Source organism: Acinetobacter genomosp. 15BJ, from assembly GCF_000400715.1.
GTDB lineage: Bacteria > Pseudomonadota > Gammaproteobacteria > Pseudomonadales > Moraxellaceae > Acinetobacter.
Genome location: NZ_KE007346.1, coordinates 387,209 through 403,536, shown reverse-complemented (window position 1 = coordinate 403,536; position 16,328 = coordinate 387,209). Strand labels below are relative to the sequence as shown.

General features: G+C 41.1%; 13 protein-coding genes and 1 pseudogene. 6 read left to right on the top strand and 8 right to left on the bottom strand.

Annotated features, from left to right (window positions below; translation table 11 throughout):
- Positions 1-23: 23 nt before the first annotated feature.
- Positions 24-407, bottom strand: a complete 384-nt coding sequence (locus F896_RS14775; RefSeq protein ID WP_004801562.1) for an SCP2 sterol-binding domain-containing protein — start codon at positions 405-407, stop codon at positions 24-26.
- A 195-nt stretch (positions 408-602) separates the two neighbouring features.
- Positions 603-1,508, bottom strand: coding sequence for a tRNA 2-thiocytidine(32) synthetase TtcA (gene ttcA, locus F896_RS14780; protein WP_004801563.1), 906 nt, complete (start codon positions 1,506-1,508; stop codon positions 603-605).
- Positions 1,509-2,005: 497 nt separating this feature from the next.
- Between ttcA and F896_RS14785 the strand changes: the two genes are divergently transcribed.
- Together F896_RS14785 and htpX are read left to right on the top strand one after the other, a co-directional pair.
- Positions 2,006-2,866 carry a lytic transglycosylase domain-containing protein gene (locus tag F896_RS14785; protein WP_032882075.1) on the top strand — a complete coding sequence of 287 codons (861 nt, stop codon included), beginning with the start codon at positions 2,006-2,008 and terminating at the stop codon, positions 2,864-2,866.
- A gap of 217 nt (positions 2,867-3,083) precedes the next feature.
- Complete coding sequence (htpX, locus tag F896_RS14790) at positions 3,084-3,989, top strand: protease HtpX (RefSeq protein ID WP_005184378.1); 906 nt, start codon at positions 3,084-3,086, stop codon at positions 3,987-3,989.
- A 58-nt stretch (positions 3,990-4,047) separates the two neighbouring features.
- Here htpX and F896_RS14795 read toward each other — a convergent pair whose 3' ends face one another.
- The 3 genes from F896_RS14795 to F896_RS14805 all read right to left on the bottom strand — a co-directional run bounded on the left by F896_RS14795 (position 4,048) and on the right by F896_RS14805 (position 9,456).
- The gene (locus tag F896_RS14795) at positions 4,048-4,641 is read right to left on the bottom strand and encodes a DUF4112 domain-containing protein (RefSeq protein WP_016162833.1); all 594 of its coding nucleotides are present in this window, start codon (positions 4,639-4,641) and stop codon (positions 4,048-4,050) included.
- Positions 4,642-4,719: 78 nt separating this feature from the next.
- On the bottom strand, positions 4,720-6,057 hold the full coding sequence (mgtE, locus tag F896_RS14800; protein WP_016162832.1) for a magnesium transporter: 1,338 nt from the start codon (positions 6,055-6,057) through the stop codon (positions 4,720-4,722).
- Positions 6,058-6,348: 291 nt separating this feature from the next.
- The gene (locus F896_RS14805) at positions 6,349-9,456 is read right to left on the bottom strand and encodes an efflux RND transporter permease subunit (protein WP_016162831.1); all 3,108 of its coding nucleotides are present in this window, start codon (positions 9,454-9,456) and stop codon (positions 6,349-6,351) included.
- Between the two features lie 330 nt (positions 9,457-9,786).
- On the opposite strand from F896_RS14805, the gene F896_RS14810 reads away from it, so the two are divergent.
- Together F896_RS14810 and F896_RS14815 are read left to right on the top strand one after the other, a co-directional pair.
- Positions 9,787-11,400: a phosphoethanolamine transferase gene (locus F896_RS14810; RefSeq protein WP_016162830.1), complete on the top strand. Its 1,614-nt coding sequence runs from the start codon at positions 9,787-9,789 to the stop codon at positions 11,398-11,400.
- 172 nt (positions 11,401-11,572) lie between these two features.
- Positions 11,573-12,715 (top strand): glycerophosphodiester phosphodiesterase, encoded by a 1,143-nt coding sequence (locus F896_RS14815; RefSeq protein WP_016162829.1) that lies wholly within the window; start codon positions 11,573-11,575, stop codon positions 12,713-12,715.
- A 43-nt stretch (positions 12,716-12,758) separates the two neighbouring features.
- Here the strand turns inward: F896_RS14815 and pnuC are convergent, their stop codons facing one another.
- The gene (gene pnuC / locus F896_RS14820; RefSeq protein ID WP_171069640.1) at positions 12,759-13,331 is read right to left on the bottom strand and encodes a nicotinamide riboside transporter PnuC; all 573 of its coding nucleotides are present in this window, start codon (positions 13,329-13,331) and stop codon (positions 12,759-12,761) included.
- Between the two features lie 34 nt (positions 13,332-13,365).
- On the opposite strand from pnuC, the gene F896_RS20750 reads away from it, so the two are divergent.
- Together F896_RS20750 and F896_RS14825 are read left to right on the top strand one after the other, a co-directional pair.
- On the top strand, positions 13,366-13,635 hold the full coding sequence (locus tag F896_RS20750) for a hypothetical protein (protein WP_155765776.1): 270 nt from the start codon (positions 13,366-13,368) through the stop codon (positions 13,633-13,635).
- Positions 13,636-13,735: 100 nt separating this feature from the next.
- Positions 13,736-14,173 (top strand): annotated as a pseudogene (locus F896_RS14825) (EamA family transporter); the annotation flags it as partial.
- 11 nt (positions 14,174-14,184) lie between these two features.
- Here the strand turns inward: F896_RS14825 and F896_RS14830 are convergent.
- Positions 14,185-14,499 carry a DUF5713 family protein gene (locus tag F896_RS14830; RefSeq protein WP_004801585.1) on the bottom strand — a complete coding sequence of 105 codons (315 nt, stop codon included), beginning with the start codon at positions 14,497-14,499 and terminating at the stop codon, positions 14,185-14,187.
- A gap of 110 nt (positions 14,500-14,609) precedes the next feature.
- Complete coding sequence (locus F896_RS14835; RefSeq protein ID WP_016162826.1) at positions 14,610-16,250, bottom strand: vWA domain-containing protein; 1,641 nt, start codon at positions 16,248-16,250, stop codon at positions 14,610-14,612.
- Positions 16,251-16,328: the final 78 nt, after the last annotated feature.

Here is a 16,328-nt window from a genome sequence, read left to right as displayed (position 1 = left end):
TAAGCTTTTTTATTCAGAAAGAATTAAGCAGTAAGCTCAAGTACTTTCTTAAATAAATCTTTTTGCTCTTGGCTTGGCTTCGCTGTTTGTAAAGCCATAAGCTGAGACATATCGCCTTGAACTTTGATTTTACCAGTCATGAATGCTTGCATTGCAGCAGCCATATCAAATTCCAAGAATACTTTACGTAAAGTTTCAGCATCCATGTTCAAAGTTGTTTTAGCATTTGAAGATAAACCCTTTTGGATTTTACCAGCATCTAAAGCCAACTCTGTATTACCAGCTGCATCTGTTACAACCAAGTTAATCGCTAAATTCGCAAGTGCTGGTGGCAAGTTTAAATCACCTGCTTCAGCAGTAAGTTTTTCAACAGTTGCAAACCAATCATCAGTTAAAAATGCAGCCATGATTATTCCTCAAATGTATTTGTTCAATTTCTTGTGCCATCTATCCAGACGACATCTCATGAAGCAATTTGCTCGTGCCCTGTTATAGCATGTAATTTTTATTTTAGGCTATGATTTTTTGTACGCGTGATTCAATTTTTAAATTTTTTATAAAAAAAGGTACTTAACAAGTACCTTTTCAAAAACTTTTACACTTTACTCAGCAGCAAAACTGAGATTGACCACATCTAAGCGATTTTTCAACTCTTCTGGGTCTTTCATATCAAACTCACGCTGAGCATCCAACGCTTCAAAATCGAATAACTCACGATCCGCCAGTTGCGATGGAGACACATTCTGTAAGGCACCAAAAATACTGTGTAAACGTTTTGGATGCTGCTTATCCCATTCACGCAACATGTCATTAATAATGGCACGTTGTAAATTTTCTTGTGAGCCACACAAATTACACGGAATAATCGGGAACTGGCGTAAATCTGCATATTTGATAATGTCTTTCTCTTCGACATAAGCCAAAGGACGAATCAGGATATTCTTTTTATCCGATGAAAGTAATTTTGGCGGCATCGCCTTTAAACTACCACCATGGAATAAGTTCAAAAAGAAGGTCGCCATGATGTCATCACGGTGATGGCCCAATGCAACCTTGGTTGCACCAATTTCTTGAGCGAAGCCATACAGTGAACCACGGCGTAAACGAGAGCATACTGCGCAGTAGGTCTTGCCTTCAGGTGTTAAACGCTTGGTAATAGTGTAAGTATCTTTTTCAAGGATGTAATATGGAATATTGTTCTCTTCCATATAGCGCGGCAAGATATCTTCTGGAAAGCCAGGTTGCTTTTGATCCAGATTCACAGCCACAACATCAAAATTGATGGGTGCAATCCGTTTAAACTGCAACAAGATATCCAATAAGGTATAGCTGTCTTTACCACCAGACACACAAACCATGACCTTATCACCATCTTCGATCATGTTGTAATCACGAATTGCATGCCCAACCTGACGACGAAGCTTTTTCAACAGGCGATAATACGCTGAACTTGTCGGAAGTTCTGGCTTGAAATTAAATCCTTGGTTGGATTCCACTGGCGCGTACATAGACGTGATTTACTCATAAACAAAAATACCCGCAAGATTTTATCTCATTCCGAAAAAATGCGCATCTAAAGAATTTTTCAATTTCTTCCAATCGTCATATTTGAGTTTCATACTGGTAAAATTCTGACCAAAAAAATTTAGATTCGGCTGGATTGCTTATATTTCAAACTTTTCCACAGTTGTCCACAAAAGCTGTGGATAAATTTGTGGATTTCTTCGCTATTGACAAACTCTTTTTATCTTAAAATAAGGCTTTTGATTAGATTGATCATTTTTTAACCAATGATTTTATAAAAATAAAATCAATGACTTACATAAGTCAAGACTTAGTTTTTAAAATTTTTTTTTAATTTTTTTTGCTGAACATTCGAACAAAATGACTTGATTTTTGTCTGACAGTCGAAAATAAAAAAATTGTAGCGAAAGTTCTTTTTTTACTTTTTTTTGTTACACTGCTGTGAAGAACTTATGCTCATCCTTTCGTGAATATTATAATGATGAACAAAACAACATATTTTTTTACCCTTTGCTTGGGGACAATCGGTTTTTTTAATGGCGTAGCACCAAGCTATGCTGGGCAGACGATTTATCAATTTAAAGACAACAATGGTACAACGTTGCTGACCAATAAGAAGAAAGCAGAATATAGCCATTTAAAAGTGGTGAAAGCGACTTATTATCCAGACAGTAATATCCATAGCTATAGTAACTGGGGTGCAAGCGAGGCTTCAGTGCTTCCGAGTTATAGTCGTAATAAAAATGCATTTGATCCATTGATTCGCCAAGCGGCACAGCAACATGGCATTTCTGAGGGATTAATCAAAGCCGTGATGCATACTGAATCAGGCTTTAATATCAATGCCCGCTCTCCAGTAGGAGCGCAAGGTTTAATGCAACTGATGCCAGCAACAGCGCGCCGCTTTAACGTGAATAATGCCTATGACCCACAACAAAACATTTTTGCTGGTGCAAAATATTTAAGTTGGTTACTGAAGCGGTTTAATGGCAATACACAACTTGCAATCGCCGCATATAACGCAGGTGAAGGTAATGTCGATAAATATGGTGGTATTCCTCCATTTCGTGAAACCCAAGACTATGTCCGTCGCGTCACTAGCCGTTATCAAAATCTTTATGCATCAAGCATCGGCTCATCATCGAGCTCAACTACACAAGTGATTGCACAATCGGCCAATTACACTACACCATCAACCGAAGCAGCAGAAGTTGCACCGACCCCGAAACAATATAATCGTCAAATTATTACCCTTGCAGATGGTACCTTTACCGATGCGCCATCAGGTACATATACCACCACAAATGCCACTGCATCTGCTCGAATCCGTCTGAGTGATTAACAATTCAAGAATGCTATTCTCACAGCGTGATTTTAGCTGATTGTTTTCATACAGAAATTGTTTTAAGTCACTGTTTATCAGCCAGTTCATCGTTTTATAGGCTAAATGTATCTATGCCTATTTTTTGCTTGAATTTTTACAATTCGCCCTGCATATTAGGGCTATGATTTATAATTTATAAATCAGATCACTTTTTCTCTATAAGAGGGTTTTCTCAATGATGCGGATTGGTTTGTTCTTGCTAACCAACCTCGCGGTACTGGTTGTAGCTGGCATTATCTTGTCACTCTTCGGTGTCGGTAGTTACCATGGCGCAGGGGGCTTGAATCTAGGCAACCTTTTAGTCGTCTGTTTTGTCTTTGGTATGGTGGGTTCTATTATTTCCCTGTTCATGTCGAAGTGGATGGCTAAAAAAACCACTGGGACTGAATTAATTGACCCAAATGCACCCCGTAGTCAAGCAGAAGCTTGGTTATTACAAGAAGTGGCGCAATTATCTCAACGTGCAGGTATTAACATGCCTGAAGTGGGTATTTTCCCTTCTTACCAATCCAATGCATTTGCGACAGGTTGGAATAAAAATGACGCATTAGTAGCTGTTTCAACAGGGCTATTAGAGCGTATGAACAAAGATGAACTGCGTGCAGTACTCGCGCACGAAATCGGTCACGTTGCAAACGGTGACATGGTGACCCTTGCGCTGATTCAAGGTGTAGTTAACGCCTTTGTCATGTTCTTTGCACGTATTGCTGGTGATTTCATCGACCGTAATGTATTTGGTCGTGAAGAAGGTGAAGCACCTGGTCTTGCTTATTTTGCCATTACGATCGTACTCGACATCGTATTCGGTATTATGGCCTCTGCCATCGTGATGTGGTTCTCTCGTCAACGTGAATATCGCGCAGATGAAGCCGGCGCACGTTTAGCAGGTAAACAAGCGATGATCTCTGCTCTACTTCGTTTACAAGCAGAATCAGAAATGCCAGATCAAATGCCGAAAGAAATGAAAGCATTTGCGATTGCGGAAGGTAAGGAACAAGGCTTTAGCTTAGCTGCTTTATTCCAAACTCACCCAACCATTGAACAACGTGTTGCTGCATTACAGCAATTAAATGTTCAATAATCAGTATCAGATAAACGATAAAGCCTCCATCACGGAGGCTTTATTTTTGCTTAAGAATCTAGTGTGCTTGGAAAGATTGATAAAACTGCCACAGAAAACTCAAACCTGCCCACAGTGCCACAACGAGTAAAAGCAGTACTGCAATTCCAAGTAAATCTGGGATACGCAACCAAATCCAACTCACGATCGGATTACGCCAAAACACCGAGGTCTTTTGCTTCTGCTCTAGCGATTCATGTAAGAATGGATGGACCACATGAATATCACTGTGCACTTGATATTCCTCACGGATATGCTCATGTACAATTTCAAGCGTCTTGCGACTCGGACGAATAAATACGTCAAATAATGTGCCAACAATCGGTACAAAACCGACCAACATATCCATAATTGCCAGTTTGACCACACCTTTCAGTTTATGTTGTGGTACACCGACCTCCCTCGCCTTTTTAAACGCATACAGCGTTAAAATAAAACCTGCGATATCACCTGCAAAAGGAATGGTGCTCAGTGCAGCATCGGCTCCGACACCTTGTTTGGTGAAAGGAATCCGAACCAAACTGTCCATGGTATTGGCAAATTTTGCTAAATCCCGTTCGACAGCAATCGCTTGCTGTTGAGTTAATTTTTTTTGTTCTGTTGGAGCCGTCATTCACGCAACCTAAAAACCATGTTTATGCTTGAGAATAAAGCAGATTTTCCATTTTGTCGGTACAATTATTATTACCAATCAGAATAAAATCATCGACGCGATGAATAAATACACCAATACCCCTGTCGCATCACAGATCGAGGTGACCAATGGCGCAGAAGCACTGGCAGGGTCAAGTCCAGCCTTATTTAAGATAAACGGCAAGCTCATACCAATCAGACAACCCATCAGTACAATGCCCATCATACTCAAGGCCAGTACCAAGGCCACCATCTCATCGCCACGGAAATAGCCCAGCAATGACACCGCAACTGCCATAGTTCCACCTAAGCATAAAGCCACTAAGCTTTCTCGCCCTAATAGGTGAAACCAGTCTTTGAATTGCACGTCGCCTGTGGCTAAGGCACGCACCATCAAGGTTGAAGATTGCGAACCAGCATTCCCGCCACTACCCACCAATAAGGGCAAAAAGAACACCAATACCAGATTTTTCGCAATCACATCTTCATAGTGAGCAATACCAATACCCGACAGTAAACTACCGAACACTAGAAAGACCAACCAAAATACCCGTTTCTGATAGAGTTGCAGAATCGGCGCCGATTTAATACTGAGCTTAGAAGATGCATTGACCGCACCGACTTTTAAGAAGTCTTCGGTTGCCTCTTCGCTGGCCACATCCATCGCATCATCGTAGGTGACGATCCCGACCATCATCCGTTGATGATCAATAATCGGCAATGCAAGCAAGTCATAACGGGCAATGGTTTTTGCCACTTCATCTTGGTCGGTATCCACATACGCGGTTAAGACATTGGTCTCCATCAACTCATTAATGTTTTGCTCTTCAGGCGCAAGAATCAGCTGTTTTAAAGACAATACGCCCAGAATTTTACGCGCTTCATCCAACACATAAGCAAAATAGATCATTTCGGTATCTGGTGCTTCAAGACGCAACATTTTAATTGCATCATTGACCGCCATATTCGGTTTTAAGGTCGCATATTCCGAGCTCATGATTGCCCCTGCTGTTCCCTCTAAATAGGAGGACAGTTGACGGATATCTTCTCTCTCCGCCTGTGCTAAAGCTGGTAATAGCGCATTTTGTTGTTCTTCATCTAAACACTTAAACACGTCAGCACGTTTATCCGATGACATTTCCCCAATAATCTCTGCCAGAACATTTCTGGGCATCGCTTGGGCGAGTTTGACTTGTTCATTGGGTGGAAGATATGAAAATACATAGGCACGATCAGGTAAATGCGTGAGCAACAATTGACTTTGTTCAGCCGAAAGCTGTGTCAAAACATCTGCAATATCGACTGCTTGAAATGTTTCAACTGATGCAAGTGCCAGTTCAATATGATTATTTTTAAGTGCGTCGCTTAATAAATATAAAAAGTTGTTGTAGCTCATAATCGCCTCTTCACTACAAAGTATCTGCAATGAAGGACTAAACGCGGCGTATTATTTTACGATCGAATAGAAAACTTCATTCAGATTCTGATTAATATAAAAATGTGTAATTAGAAATAAACTACAACTCTGCGTGTCCATTTAGGGAATCAAACCTCATTAGGCCGCTTATACGGCACGGCAATACTACAAATATTTTTTTATATTCTCAACTTAGACAACAAAAATGAACAATTCGAACCCTTATTGGAGGAACGAATTATTCATGTCTGCCACTAATTTATAGTGTTCTTATTTAGCCAACTCAACGTTATCTTTAGGCTTAAACAACGTTCTGACCAGTACATACATAAATGGAATAAAGATCAGCACAAGGATCGTACCAAACACGACTCCACCAAACACACTATAGCCAATCGCTTGTCGGCTCAATGCGCCCGCACCACTGGAGAACATCAATGGAATCACGCCTGCACCAAATGCAATTGAAGTCATTAAAATTGGTCTGAGGCGAAGCCCAGCTGCATGTAATGCGGCCTCTAATGCTGTTCGACCTTGCTGCTGCAAACTTGCTGCAAACTCAACCATCAAAATCGCATTTTTACAAGACAGACCAATGGTGGTCAGCAGCGCAATCTGGAAATAAATATCGTTGGCGAAACCAAACCAATAACTAAATAGAATCGTACCACCAATCCCAAGTGGAATCGCCGCCATGACCACTGAAGGAATTGACCAGCTTTCATAAAGTGCGGCAAGACAAAGGAAAATAAAGGCAACAGACACCAAATATAACCAAATCGCCTGATTACTGGATTCCTGTTCTTGATAAGACAATCCACTCCATTCCAAACCGACGTCAGGCATTTGATCCACCAGACCACGAATGGCCTGCATCCCCTGCCCACTACTAAAGCCATTAGCTGCATCTGCTTCTAAGCTGATGGCAGGATAGCCCATAAAGCGTTCCAACATCGGTGGTGCACCTTGCCAAGCAATCTGACTAAATTGCGAGAAGGGTACCATCTGCCCATTGGCATTTTTGACATACCAATAATTCAGATCTTCTGGCTTAGAACGATAAGGTGCATCACCTTGTAAATAAACACGCTTAATACGCCCACGATCAATAAAGTCATTGATATAGCTACCACTCCACGCTGTCGAGAGAGTGCGGTTAATTTCACTGACATTAAGACCATGAATCATCGCAGCTTTATGATCAATCTTGATATTCAATACGGCCTGATCATCATTGCCTTTTTTATCAAGGTTTTCGACCGAAGGCAGTGCATTGCCTTGTTGTTGCAAACTTCGGAAAGAGTTCAATAAACTTTCTCGACCTAAGCCTTTGGTGTCCTGTAACCAAAACTCCATTTTGTCAGAGTTCCCCAGTCCACGAATCACCGAAGGCATCAGTACCATAATACGCGCTTGATTATTTTGGGAGAAATACTTCATTGCACGCGCACGAATCTGCTGTGCGCTATTTTCTGTGCCTTTGCGATCATTCCAATGTTTTAATGAAACAAAAGCCTGCCCCAGATTCTGCCCTGTTCCTGAAAAGTTACGTCCATGAATCACCATCACGCCATTCAGGTTGGCCTTTTCATGTTCAAGGAAATAATCTGAAATTTGTTTTCCGACCTCTTCGGTCTTGCTCATCGGTGTCCCTTCAGGTAAACGGAATTGCACCCCTAACAAGCCTTGGTCTTCTTGTGGTAGAAAACTGGTTGGTAGATCACGATAGACCCAAATAAAACTGGCAATCAACAATACAATGCCGAGCAATGAAATGGTTTTTAAGTTAATGACTTTTTGGGAAACATTGAGATAACGCGTTTTAATATAGTCCAAGCCCTGATTGAACTTGATTGCCCAACGTGCCTGTTTCTGTTGAGGCTTCAATAGAATGGCACAGAGAGCAGGAGTTAAAATCAATGCCACCATTAATGAAAGCCCCATTGCGACCACAAGCGTGATCGAGAACTGCCGATAAATGATGCCTGTTGCACCACTAAAGAAAGACATTGGAATAAACACGGCAGTGAGAACCAACGTAATCCCAACTAAGGCACCACTAATCTCATGCATGGACTGAATTGAGGCTTCCTTGGCACTGAGTTGCTGTTCATGCATAAGCCGCTCAACGTTCTCCACCACCACAATCGCATCATCGACCAACAAACCAATCGCCAACACCATCGCAAACAAAGTCAATGTATTGATGCTCATCCCTAAAACCGCTAAAACTGCGAAGGTTCCGAGAATCACCACGGGAACGGTGACTGCGGGAATTAAGGTAGCCCGCCAGTTTTGCAGGAAGATAAACATCACCAAGACCACCAGTCCAATGGCTTCGATCAAGGTTGACACCACTTGCGACATGGATTCTTTTACGAAAGGTGTGTCATCTCGTGGATAGACCACAAAATAACCTTCAGGTAGGGCTTTTTCTAAGCGTGCCACTTCCTTATACACTGCATCGGCAACTTGCATCACATTGGCTCCAACCGTCAAGGACAGTGAAAGCCCTGATGCGGGATAGCCATTTAAACGGTTAAAGACCTGATAATTCTCTGCACCAACTTCAACACGAGCGACATCTTTTAAGTAAACAAAGCTGCCATCTGTATTGGCTTTGACAATGATATTTTCAAACTGTTCAGGTGTCCGTAATAAAGAACCCGATGTGACTTTGGCATTTAAATATTGATCTTGAGCGGCAGGTAAATCACCAATCGCACCTGCTGCTACCTGTGCATTCTGGTTTTCCAAGGCAGAGCGCACATCACTCACTTGTAATTGGTAACGTTCTAGGCGTTGTGGATCGAGCCAAATACGCATGGCATATTGCGATCCGAATACGCTGACCTCGCCAATGCCTTCGATTCGACTGAGATTTAACTCGAAGTTATTGGTTAAATAATCTGAAATATCTAAATTGGTTGAACGCCCTGATTTATCTCCCAGACCGATCACCATAAACGAATCGCTCAGCGACTTGCGAACATTGACGCCTTGTCGTTGTACATCTTCGGGTAGGCGGTTAATCGCGCCATTAATCGCATTTTGTACCTGAACTTGTGCTTGATCTGGATCTGTACCTTGGTCGAAGAATAGACTGATTCGGCTATTACCACTGGCATCACTGCTAGAGTTGAAATACAGCAGATGGTCAATGCCTTTAATTTGTTGTTCTAAAACTTGGGTAACGCTGTCTTCAACTGCTTGTGCATCTGCACCACTATAATTTGCCGCAACAGTAATTCGTGGTGGTGCAATATCGGGATAACGCTCCACCGGTAACTTTAGAATTGAAAAGAGACCCACAGCCATGACTATGATTGCCAGTACACCAGCAAAGATCGGGCGATGAATAAAAAACTTAGATAACATGGCTGTTTATTCCATTCTAGAAACAGTCAATTTTTCAAAAAGATAGAGAGAATACGAGTACGTTCAAACTATGATCATTACCGAGCTTTCAGGCAAACACCATCCCTATTAACATATCATTTCAAAAAGCAGAAATTGAGGAGAAATAATGGATTTTGAGACACTTCTGCATAACTTCATGCACAACCTTTGCACTAATTTAACAGTTTAGCTGTGCTAATTAATTTAATTTACTGTGCAATCAAATACTTCTTAATTTAGAATTGACACATTCCCCCGTTAAACCGATATTAGCCGCTTAACTTCTCTCCCCCACAGTACTAGGCATATATGAAGGCCAGCTTAAAAAACTTGAATATCTTGCTGCTGATTTTGCTGCCCGCATTGATCACCGGTGGCTTGCTCATTGCTGCAGGTAACTTATCTGATGGTTTAAGGCTCGGCTTTTTATCTCTCCCTGGCGTATTATTTGTCTATTTGGCAATTACACGTCAGAAAACATATTGGTATGTCCTGACCGTTGCTTGGTGGTTTATTGCTTGGTTAGATGCCTTGCTACGTTCAAGTACTTGGTTTTTATTTAATAGTGATAATGAAGCCTATTTTGTTATTGAAGCGATAGCCAATACCAACCAACAAGAAATTTGGGGATTCTTACAACTGCATCTGGTCACGATTGCTGCGGTAATTTTTGCTTTACTCAGTGTGTTGACTATCTATAGTTTTTCTGTATTTAAACTGGTTAAGCCTGCCCATTTTAGTCAACTCTGGCACAGTCGCATTTATCGCAGTTGCATTATTTTATTGATGTTATTGACCGTGACCAGCTATTTGATGAAACCTTCACGAAAAGTCCACCCCATTATTTTTTGGACTGAGTTTGAGGCTAAAATTGAAGATTTCCAAAATAGAATTAAGCAACATAAAGATGTCCATCAGCAATGGGATGTCAGTGCTAAACAAAATCTCTCACTGACCCAACAAGCAGCAGGTAAACAAACCCATGTACTGGTACTTTCTGAAAGTCTCACCAGTTTGAATCTGGGGGTTTGTGGTTATGCACGCGATACCACGCCTGAATTAGCCAAACGACTGGCTGACATCAAAGTCTTCTGTAATGCCTTCTCACCGTCACCATCTACAATTAATGCATTACGAGTCTTGTTGACTGAAAGTCCTGCACCTGAACATGATACATATTCGCCTGAGAGTGTGCTGGCTTACGCACGTGCTGCAGGTTATAAGATTTACTGGCTCAGTAATCAGGATGATACTTATTTGTCTTCTTTATTTGGCTCCTATGCCGATAAAGCAGTGTATAAAAACACCCGCTCCGGACGGAGCAGCACCTCTTTAGATGAAAGTTTACTGCCTGATTACCAACAAGCACTGGCTGACCCAGATCCGAAAAAGTTAATTATTCTTCATCTGATTGGTGTACATCCGAATTATAAAGAGCGCTATTCTGCTGCCTTCAATAAATTCAGTAGTGAAAGTAATGATACCGTAGAGACTGAACTGAAGAATCGAGATATTGACCCTTGGATTCGTTCCTTGCGTAATGATTATGACAATGCCGTGCTATACGAAGACTCTCTATTGGCTCAATTTTTAGATACGTTGAGAGCCGATACAATCCCGGATTTTAGATCATTCACCGTTGTGTCAGATCATGGCAATGAAGTGGGACATGAGATTGACTATGCTGGACATAGTCCCAATACTAAAGCAGGCTATCAGGTTCCTGTGATCATGTGGGCAGATAAAATGCTCGCCACTGGTGTCAACAAAGACAGAACCATCAATACCGCCGAACTTGATAATAACCTGATGCACATTATGGGACTGAAAGATAAATCATCACTTGGACAGTCTTATTGGCAAGATAAAAACTACCAATTTATCCCAGAGATCAATTGGCCCTATTGGAAACATAAATCCTAAAATCATGAGCAAACATCCGGTTGTGCTCAATTGCCCAACTGGATGTTTGCTATAAATCACACCGACATTTTAAAATTCTTGATAATTTCATAAAAGCATCATGCAACTGTCATTTATTTGATAACTTTAGCTTTCAAACTAGCCGCTTAAATAAAAACTGATGAGTTTGTTCATGTTTAAAAAAGCTGTGCTTTGTCTCTGCCTGATCAGTCTTGCAGGCTGTAATGATGACAATAATAATCAAAGTAATACCACCCCACCTGAATATCAACTGCCAAAAATTTTAGTGATTGGACATCGTGGTGCCAGTGCACTTCGACCAGAACATACCCTCGCCTCTTATCAAAAAGCCATTGACGACGGCGCTGATTTTATCGAACCTGATTTGGTTTCAACCAAAGATGGCATCTTGGTCGCACGCCATGAAAATGAAATTGGTGGGACCACCAATGTGTCCACCCTACCTCAATTTGCAGATCGTAAAAAAAGTAAAGTCATTGATGGGGTAACTTTAGAAGGCTGGTTTACCGAAGACTTCACTTTAAAAGAGTTACAACAACTTAAAGCCCGTGAACGTATTCCACAATTCCGACCAGACAACCAGAAATATAATGATCTCTATGCCATTCCAACCTTAGAACAAATCATTGAACTGGCAGAAGCACATTATAAAAAAACAGGCAAAATCATTGGTCTATATATTGAAACTAAACATCCGACCTACTTCCAGCAACAGAATTTGGCGATGGAAGATGCTTTACTAAAAACCTTATCAAAGTATCAATACAGCCGAGATATTGCGCCTATTTATTTACAGTCTTTTGAAGTTGGAAATTTAAAATACTTAAAGAGCCAACTCGACTTACACAAGAGTGTTAAGCATGCACAATTAATTCAGCTCTATGATGCACCAGAAGCAAGACCGGCAGATTATGTTGTTCAAAACAATCCTAAAACCTATGCGGATCTGGCAACGGCACAGGGCCTCAAAGACGTTTCGGCCTACGCCAATGGTGTCGGTCCATGGAAAGTCTATGTCTTTAAAGATGCTGGAATGACACAGACCACCTCTTTTATTGCAGATGCACATAAAGTGAATTTAAAAGTACATCCTTATACCTTCCGTCCAGAAAACAACTTCCTACCCGATACGCTGAAATGTAGTGCTGATGTTGCAAAAGCAGCTGAGCGTTGCAGCACAGGGTCCATTAAAGAAATGCAGCTTTATTTTAAAGCGGGGGTCGATGGCGTATTTACCGATGATCCAGCCTTAGGCCGTCAAGCTGTACAGACCTATCAGGCAACGACGAAATAATCTTTATCCACAATAACAAGGGCAGCTCAGCTGCCCTGGTTATTTATAGTTGAAACTGTTGTTTTTGTTTGACCTGTTGCCATTGCCACCAACCATAGGCTGCCAATCCAACAAAAGCAGCATATAGTCCTGCGGTCAGGAAAACCTCTTTGTAAATAAACATACCGACATAGATAATGTTGACAAAAATCCAGAGAATCCAAGTGGCAATATGCTTACGACTGGTCCAGTAGGTAGCAAGTAAACTAAATGCCACCAATTGTGAATCTAACATCGGTACAGCAGCATCGGTAAAGTGTTTAAGAATCAAGCCAAACAACAAACCAAAAATCAGCGCCAAGCACATTTGCGCCAATACAGTGGTCTTGGCAATCGGTTCAATCCGAATATCATGGTCTTGACGTTTGCCTTTGAGCCAGTAATAGAATCCATAAACATTCATCGCAATAAAGAAAAACTGCAGGATCGTTTCGCCATATAACTTGATGGTAAAGAAAAAATAGGCATACAAACTACACGCCAGAAAGTTAAACCACCAGCACCACATATTGCGTCGAATGGTCAAGGTCACACCAATCAGACTAATCACTACCGCAAAAATTTCAAAGGCAGACAAGAGCAAACTTCTTTCAGAATTTGATGGCAACATTATGGAAAAATCTGCAATTTTAGCAATGCCCAATTGTTTATTTACTTTGCTTATATTTTTATCTTTATTTGAGAAAACGACTATTTTTTCACCCAAAGCCTATGTTATAAAAATCTCAAGCTTATTTCAGAATATTGATATGTTCAGCAACAAAGTGTCTTCAATATCCCTCATCGTAATTTCGCATGCTATTGCTGTCCATGCGGCATGGCGACGCGTCTGCATTTTTATGCGAGGAGACTTTGTACAGCTTCATCCGATGACCCTTTAAAAAAAGCATCATTTGAATCCCAAGGTCGCCTCAACAGCGACCTTTTTTGTTGCCTAAATTTTTTAACCCAATCTACCATTGTTATAACAGGAGCCTCAACATGAGCCAGTTACCAGAAAAGAATTTTATATCCAGTACACAGATGCAACCGGCTGTGGTCCTCGTTTCCCCTCGCCTTGCCACAGTCGGTCAATTTATTGCAGTCGTGCTGATCTGGTCATTCACGCCATTGGCCGCGGTTTTGACTGTGCACGAAATTCATTGGGCTTGGGGACTGTTTTTCCGATTCAGTATCGCCATTCCATTGGCATTGATTTGCCTATTTTATTTTCGACAAAAGCTTATTCTGACACCTCAGGCCTTGATCAGTTATGGCGCAGGTGCGGTTGGTTTATTTGGTTCTATGACTTTTTGTTATATGGGCGCAACCCGTGTTTCATCGGGTATGATTTCAATTATTTATGGTACAGCGCCACTCTGGTCAGGTTTGATTGCGGTATTTATTCTAAAACGTGAACGCTTTTTAAAACGCCAATGGTAGAGTGTATTTTACCACTCTCGATTGGCAATCAATTCTTCCATTTCAACATCTAGATAGCCGACATCTTGCACCACCATCATCATGGCTTCAGCAATATAGTCTGCGGCGGTGTCATCCAAGCTTGATTCCAAATCTTCAAACTGCGGCTTCATTTCGTTAATTTCAATCATGGTCTGATGTGCATAACGATAGATTTCCGTTTCAGATAGGTCGGTACGGCTGACCTTTTTGGAAAACTGCTGGATATGCTGTTTCACTTCGGCAACGAGAATATCGGGATAATATTCATCGTCAAACATGGGGAGGAGTAAATTTTCAAACATAAAAAATAATATGCCAATAAAACGCCATGCTTATAACATAATCTGGCCAAAATCACGATATTAAGTCATAAAAAAAGCGGTTTTTTCTGACCGCTTTTTTTAAATGATGTCTAATCTTTTTTGGCGCTTAAGCTTTTGGCAATCTTCGCCAGCTCCACAAACTCTTCTCGCATTTGATAAGGATCTGGTTTTGCTGATTGCTGTGCCAACTGAATAATTTGATCCCAACCCATGGCACCATTATATTGGCCACCTTTTAGTTGCTGCGCATAGGAAACCACTGCAATCGCAAAACGGGTATCGTTATTGGCCTGTGCAAGGGTTTTACTTTCTGCCTTTACTGCTTGATTGAGCAAAATACTTTTTTCTTGGTTTGGTAATTTATAGCGCAAGTTTACAAAAGCATATTCAGACTTTTTCGCTGTATCTGTTTTCGCAGACTCCTGATAACGTGAATCATTGAGCCAGCCCTGTTGACCAACTGGAATGATTTCATAAATTGCTGTGACATTATGGCCTGCCCCGATATCACCTGCATCCACTTTATCATTATTGAAATCTTCCTGCTTTAACATCCGATTTTCATAACCGACTAAACGATATTCTTTCACTGTAGCTGGGTTAAACTCCACCTGAATTTTGACATCCTGAGCGACCGTGGCCAGAGTTGAGGAAAGCTGACGCTGCACCACTTTTTTCGCTTCATTTTTATTATCGATATAACTGTAGTTTCCATCCCCAGCATCTGCCAGTTGCTCCATCAACTGCTCATTGTAATTGCCTGTACCAAAACCTAAAGTCGTTAACGAGATCCCGCTTTTTCGTTTCTCAGCCACCATGCCTTTTAAGGTATTAAAATCGGTAATACCGACATTAAAGTCACCATCTGTCGCCAATAAAATTCGGTTAATCCCGTTTTTCACCAAAGCTTTTTCAGCTTGTTTATAGGCCAGTTGAATCGCTTGTTCACCTGCGGTTGCCCCGCTTGCCTGCAAGGCATTAATCACGGCTAAAATCTTGTCTCTTTCATTTCCAGAGGTTGGTTCTAGAACCAGTTTTTCACCGCTGGCATAAGTAATAATGGTGACTTTGTCTTGAGGGCGTAATTGCTCAGTGAGTAACCGCAAAGTTTGTTTAACCAAAGGCAATTTGTCTGCTGCATCCATACTACCTGAGACATCCACCAAAAATACCAGATTGGCAGGAGGTAATTGTTTGGTGGTGAGATCTTTAGCCTGAATACCAATTTTGATCAGTTTGGCATTTTCTTTCCAAGGTGAATCTACGGTTTCCGTGGTCACTGAAAATGGATGAATACTATTTGGCTGTGGATATTGATAATCAAAGTAGTTAATCATCTCCTCGGCACGAACTGCATCCACAGGCGGTAAACGACCATCATTCAAGAAACGACGTGTGTTGGTATAGCTTCCCGTATCGACATCAATACTAAAAGTTGAAACAGCTTGATCCGCAACACGGTAAACAGGATTGACCTCATTTTTTTGATACTTTTCCGTATTCTGTTCTAATCGCGGTCTTTCCATCGTCGGCATGACAGCAATATAAGATGCAGGTGCAATCATCTTGCGAGTTTGTGCCAATCCCTGATTTGACATGGTCATTGGTGCAGGTGACACTGGCATTGTTGTTTCAACTGCTACGCGACTCTGTTCTTTGACTGGATTACTACAAGCCATGATCATACAGCTGAGCAAACTCAGTGTTAATATTTTTGTGGATTGGTGCATACTTAAATTCCTAAATTCTATTTTGTCTTTTCAAATGAAGGTGATAATCAAAGATTGTATGCAAAAAAAGAAAGATAC

Coding starts and splice junctions, on each gene's coding strand:
- F896_RS14775 (WP_004801562.1), bottom strand. CDS start 407: ATGGCTGCATTTTTAACTGATGATTGGTTTGCAACTGTTGAAAAACTT.
- ttcA (WP_004801563.1), bottom strand. CDS start 1,508: ATGTACGCGCCAGTGGAATCCAACCAAGGATTTAATTTCAAGCCAGAA.
- F896_RS14785 (WP_032882075.1), top strand. CDS start 2,006: ATGAACAAAACAACATATTTTTTTACCCTTTGCTTGGGGACAATCGGT.
- htpX (WP_005184378.1), top strand. CDS start 3,084: ATGATGCGGATTGGTTTGTTCTTGCTAACCAACCTCGCGGTACTGGTT.
- F896_RS14795 (WP_016162833.1), bottom strand. CDS start 4,641: ATGACGGCTCCAACAGAACAAAAAAAATTAACTCAACAGCAAGCGATT.
- mgtE (WP_016162832.1), bottom strand. CDS start 6,057: ATGAGCTACAACAACTTTTTATATTTATTAAGCGACGCACTTAAAAAT.
- F896_RS14805 (WP_016162831.1), bottom strand. CDS start 9,456: ATGTTATCTAAGTTTTTTATTCATCGCCCGATCTTTGCTGGTGTACTG.
- F896_RS14810 (WP_016162830.1), top strand. CDS start 9,787: ATGAAGGCCAGCTTAAAAAACTTGAATATCTTGCTGCTGATTTTGCTG.
- F896_RS14815 (WP_016162829.1), top strand. CDS start 11,573: ATGTTTAAAAAAGCTGTGCTTTGTCTCTGCCTGATCAGTCTTGCAGGC.
- F896_RS20750 (WP_155765776.1), top strand. CDS start 13,366: ATGGAAAAATCTGCAATTTTAGCAATGCCCAATTGTTTATTTACTTTG.
- F896_RS14830 (WP_004801585.1), bottom strand. CDS start 14,499: ATGTTTGAAAATTTACTCCTCCCCATGTTTGACGATGAATATTATCCC.
- F896_RS14835 (WP_016162826.1), bottom strand. CDS start 16,250: ATGCACCAATCCACAAAAATATTAACACTGAGTTTGCTCAGCTGTATG.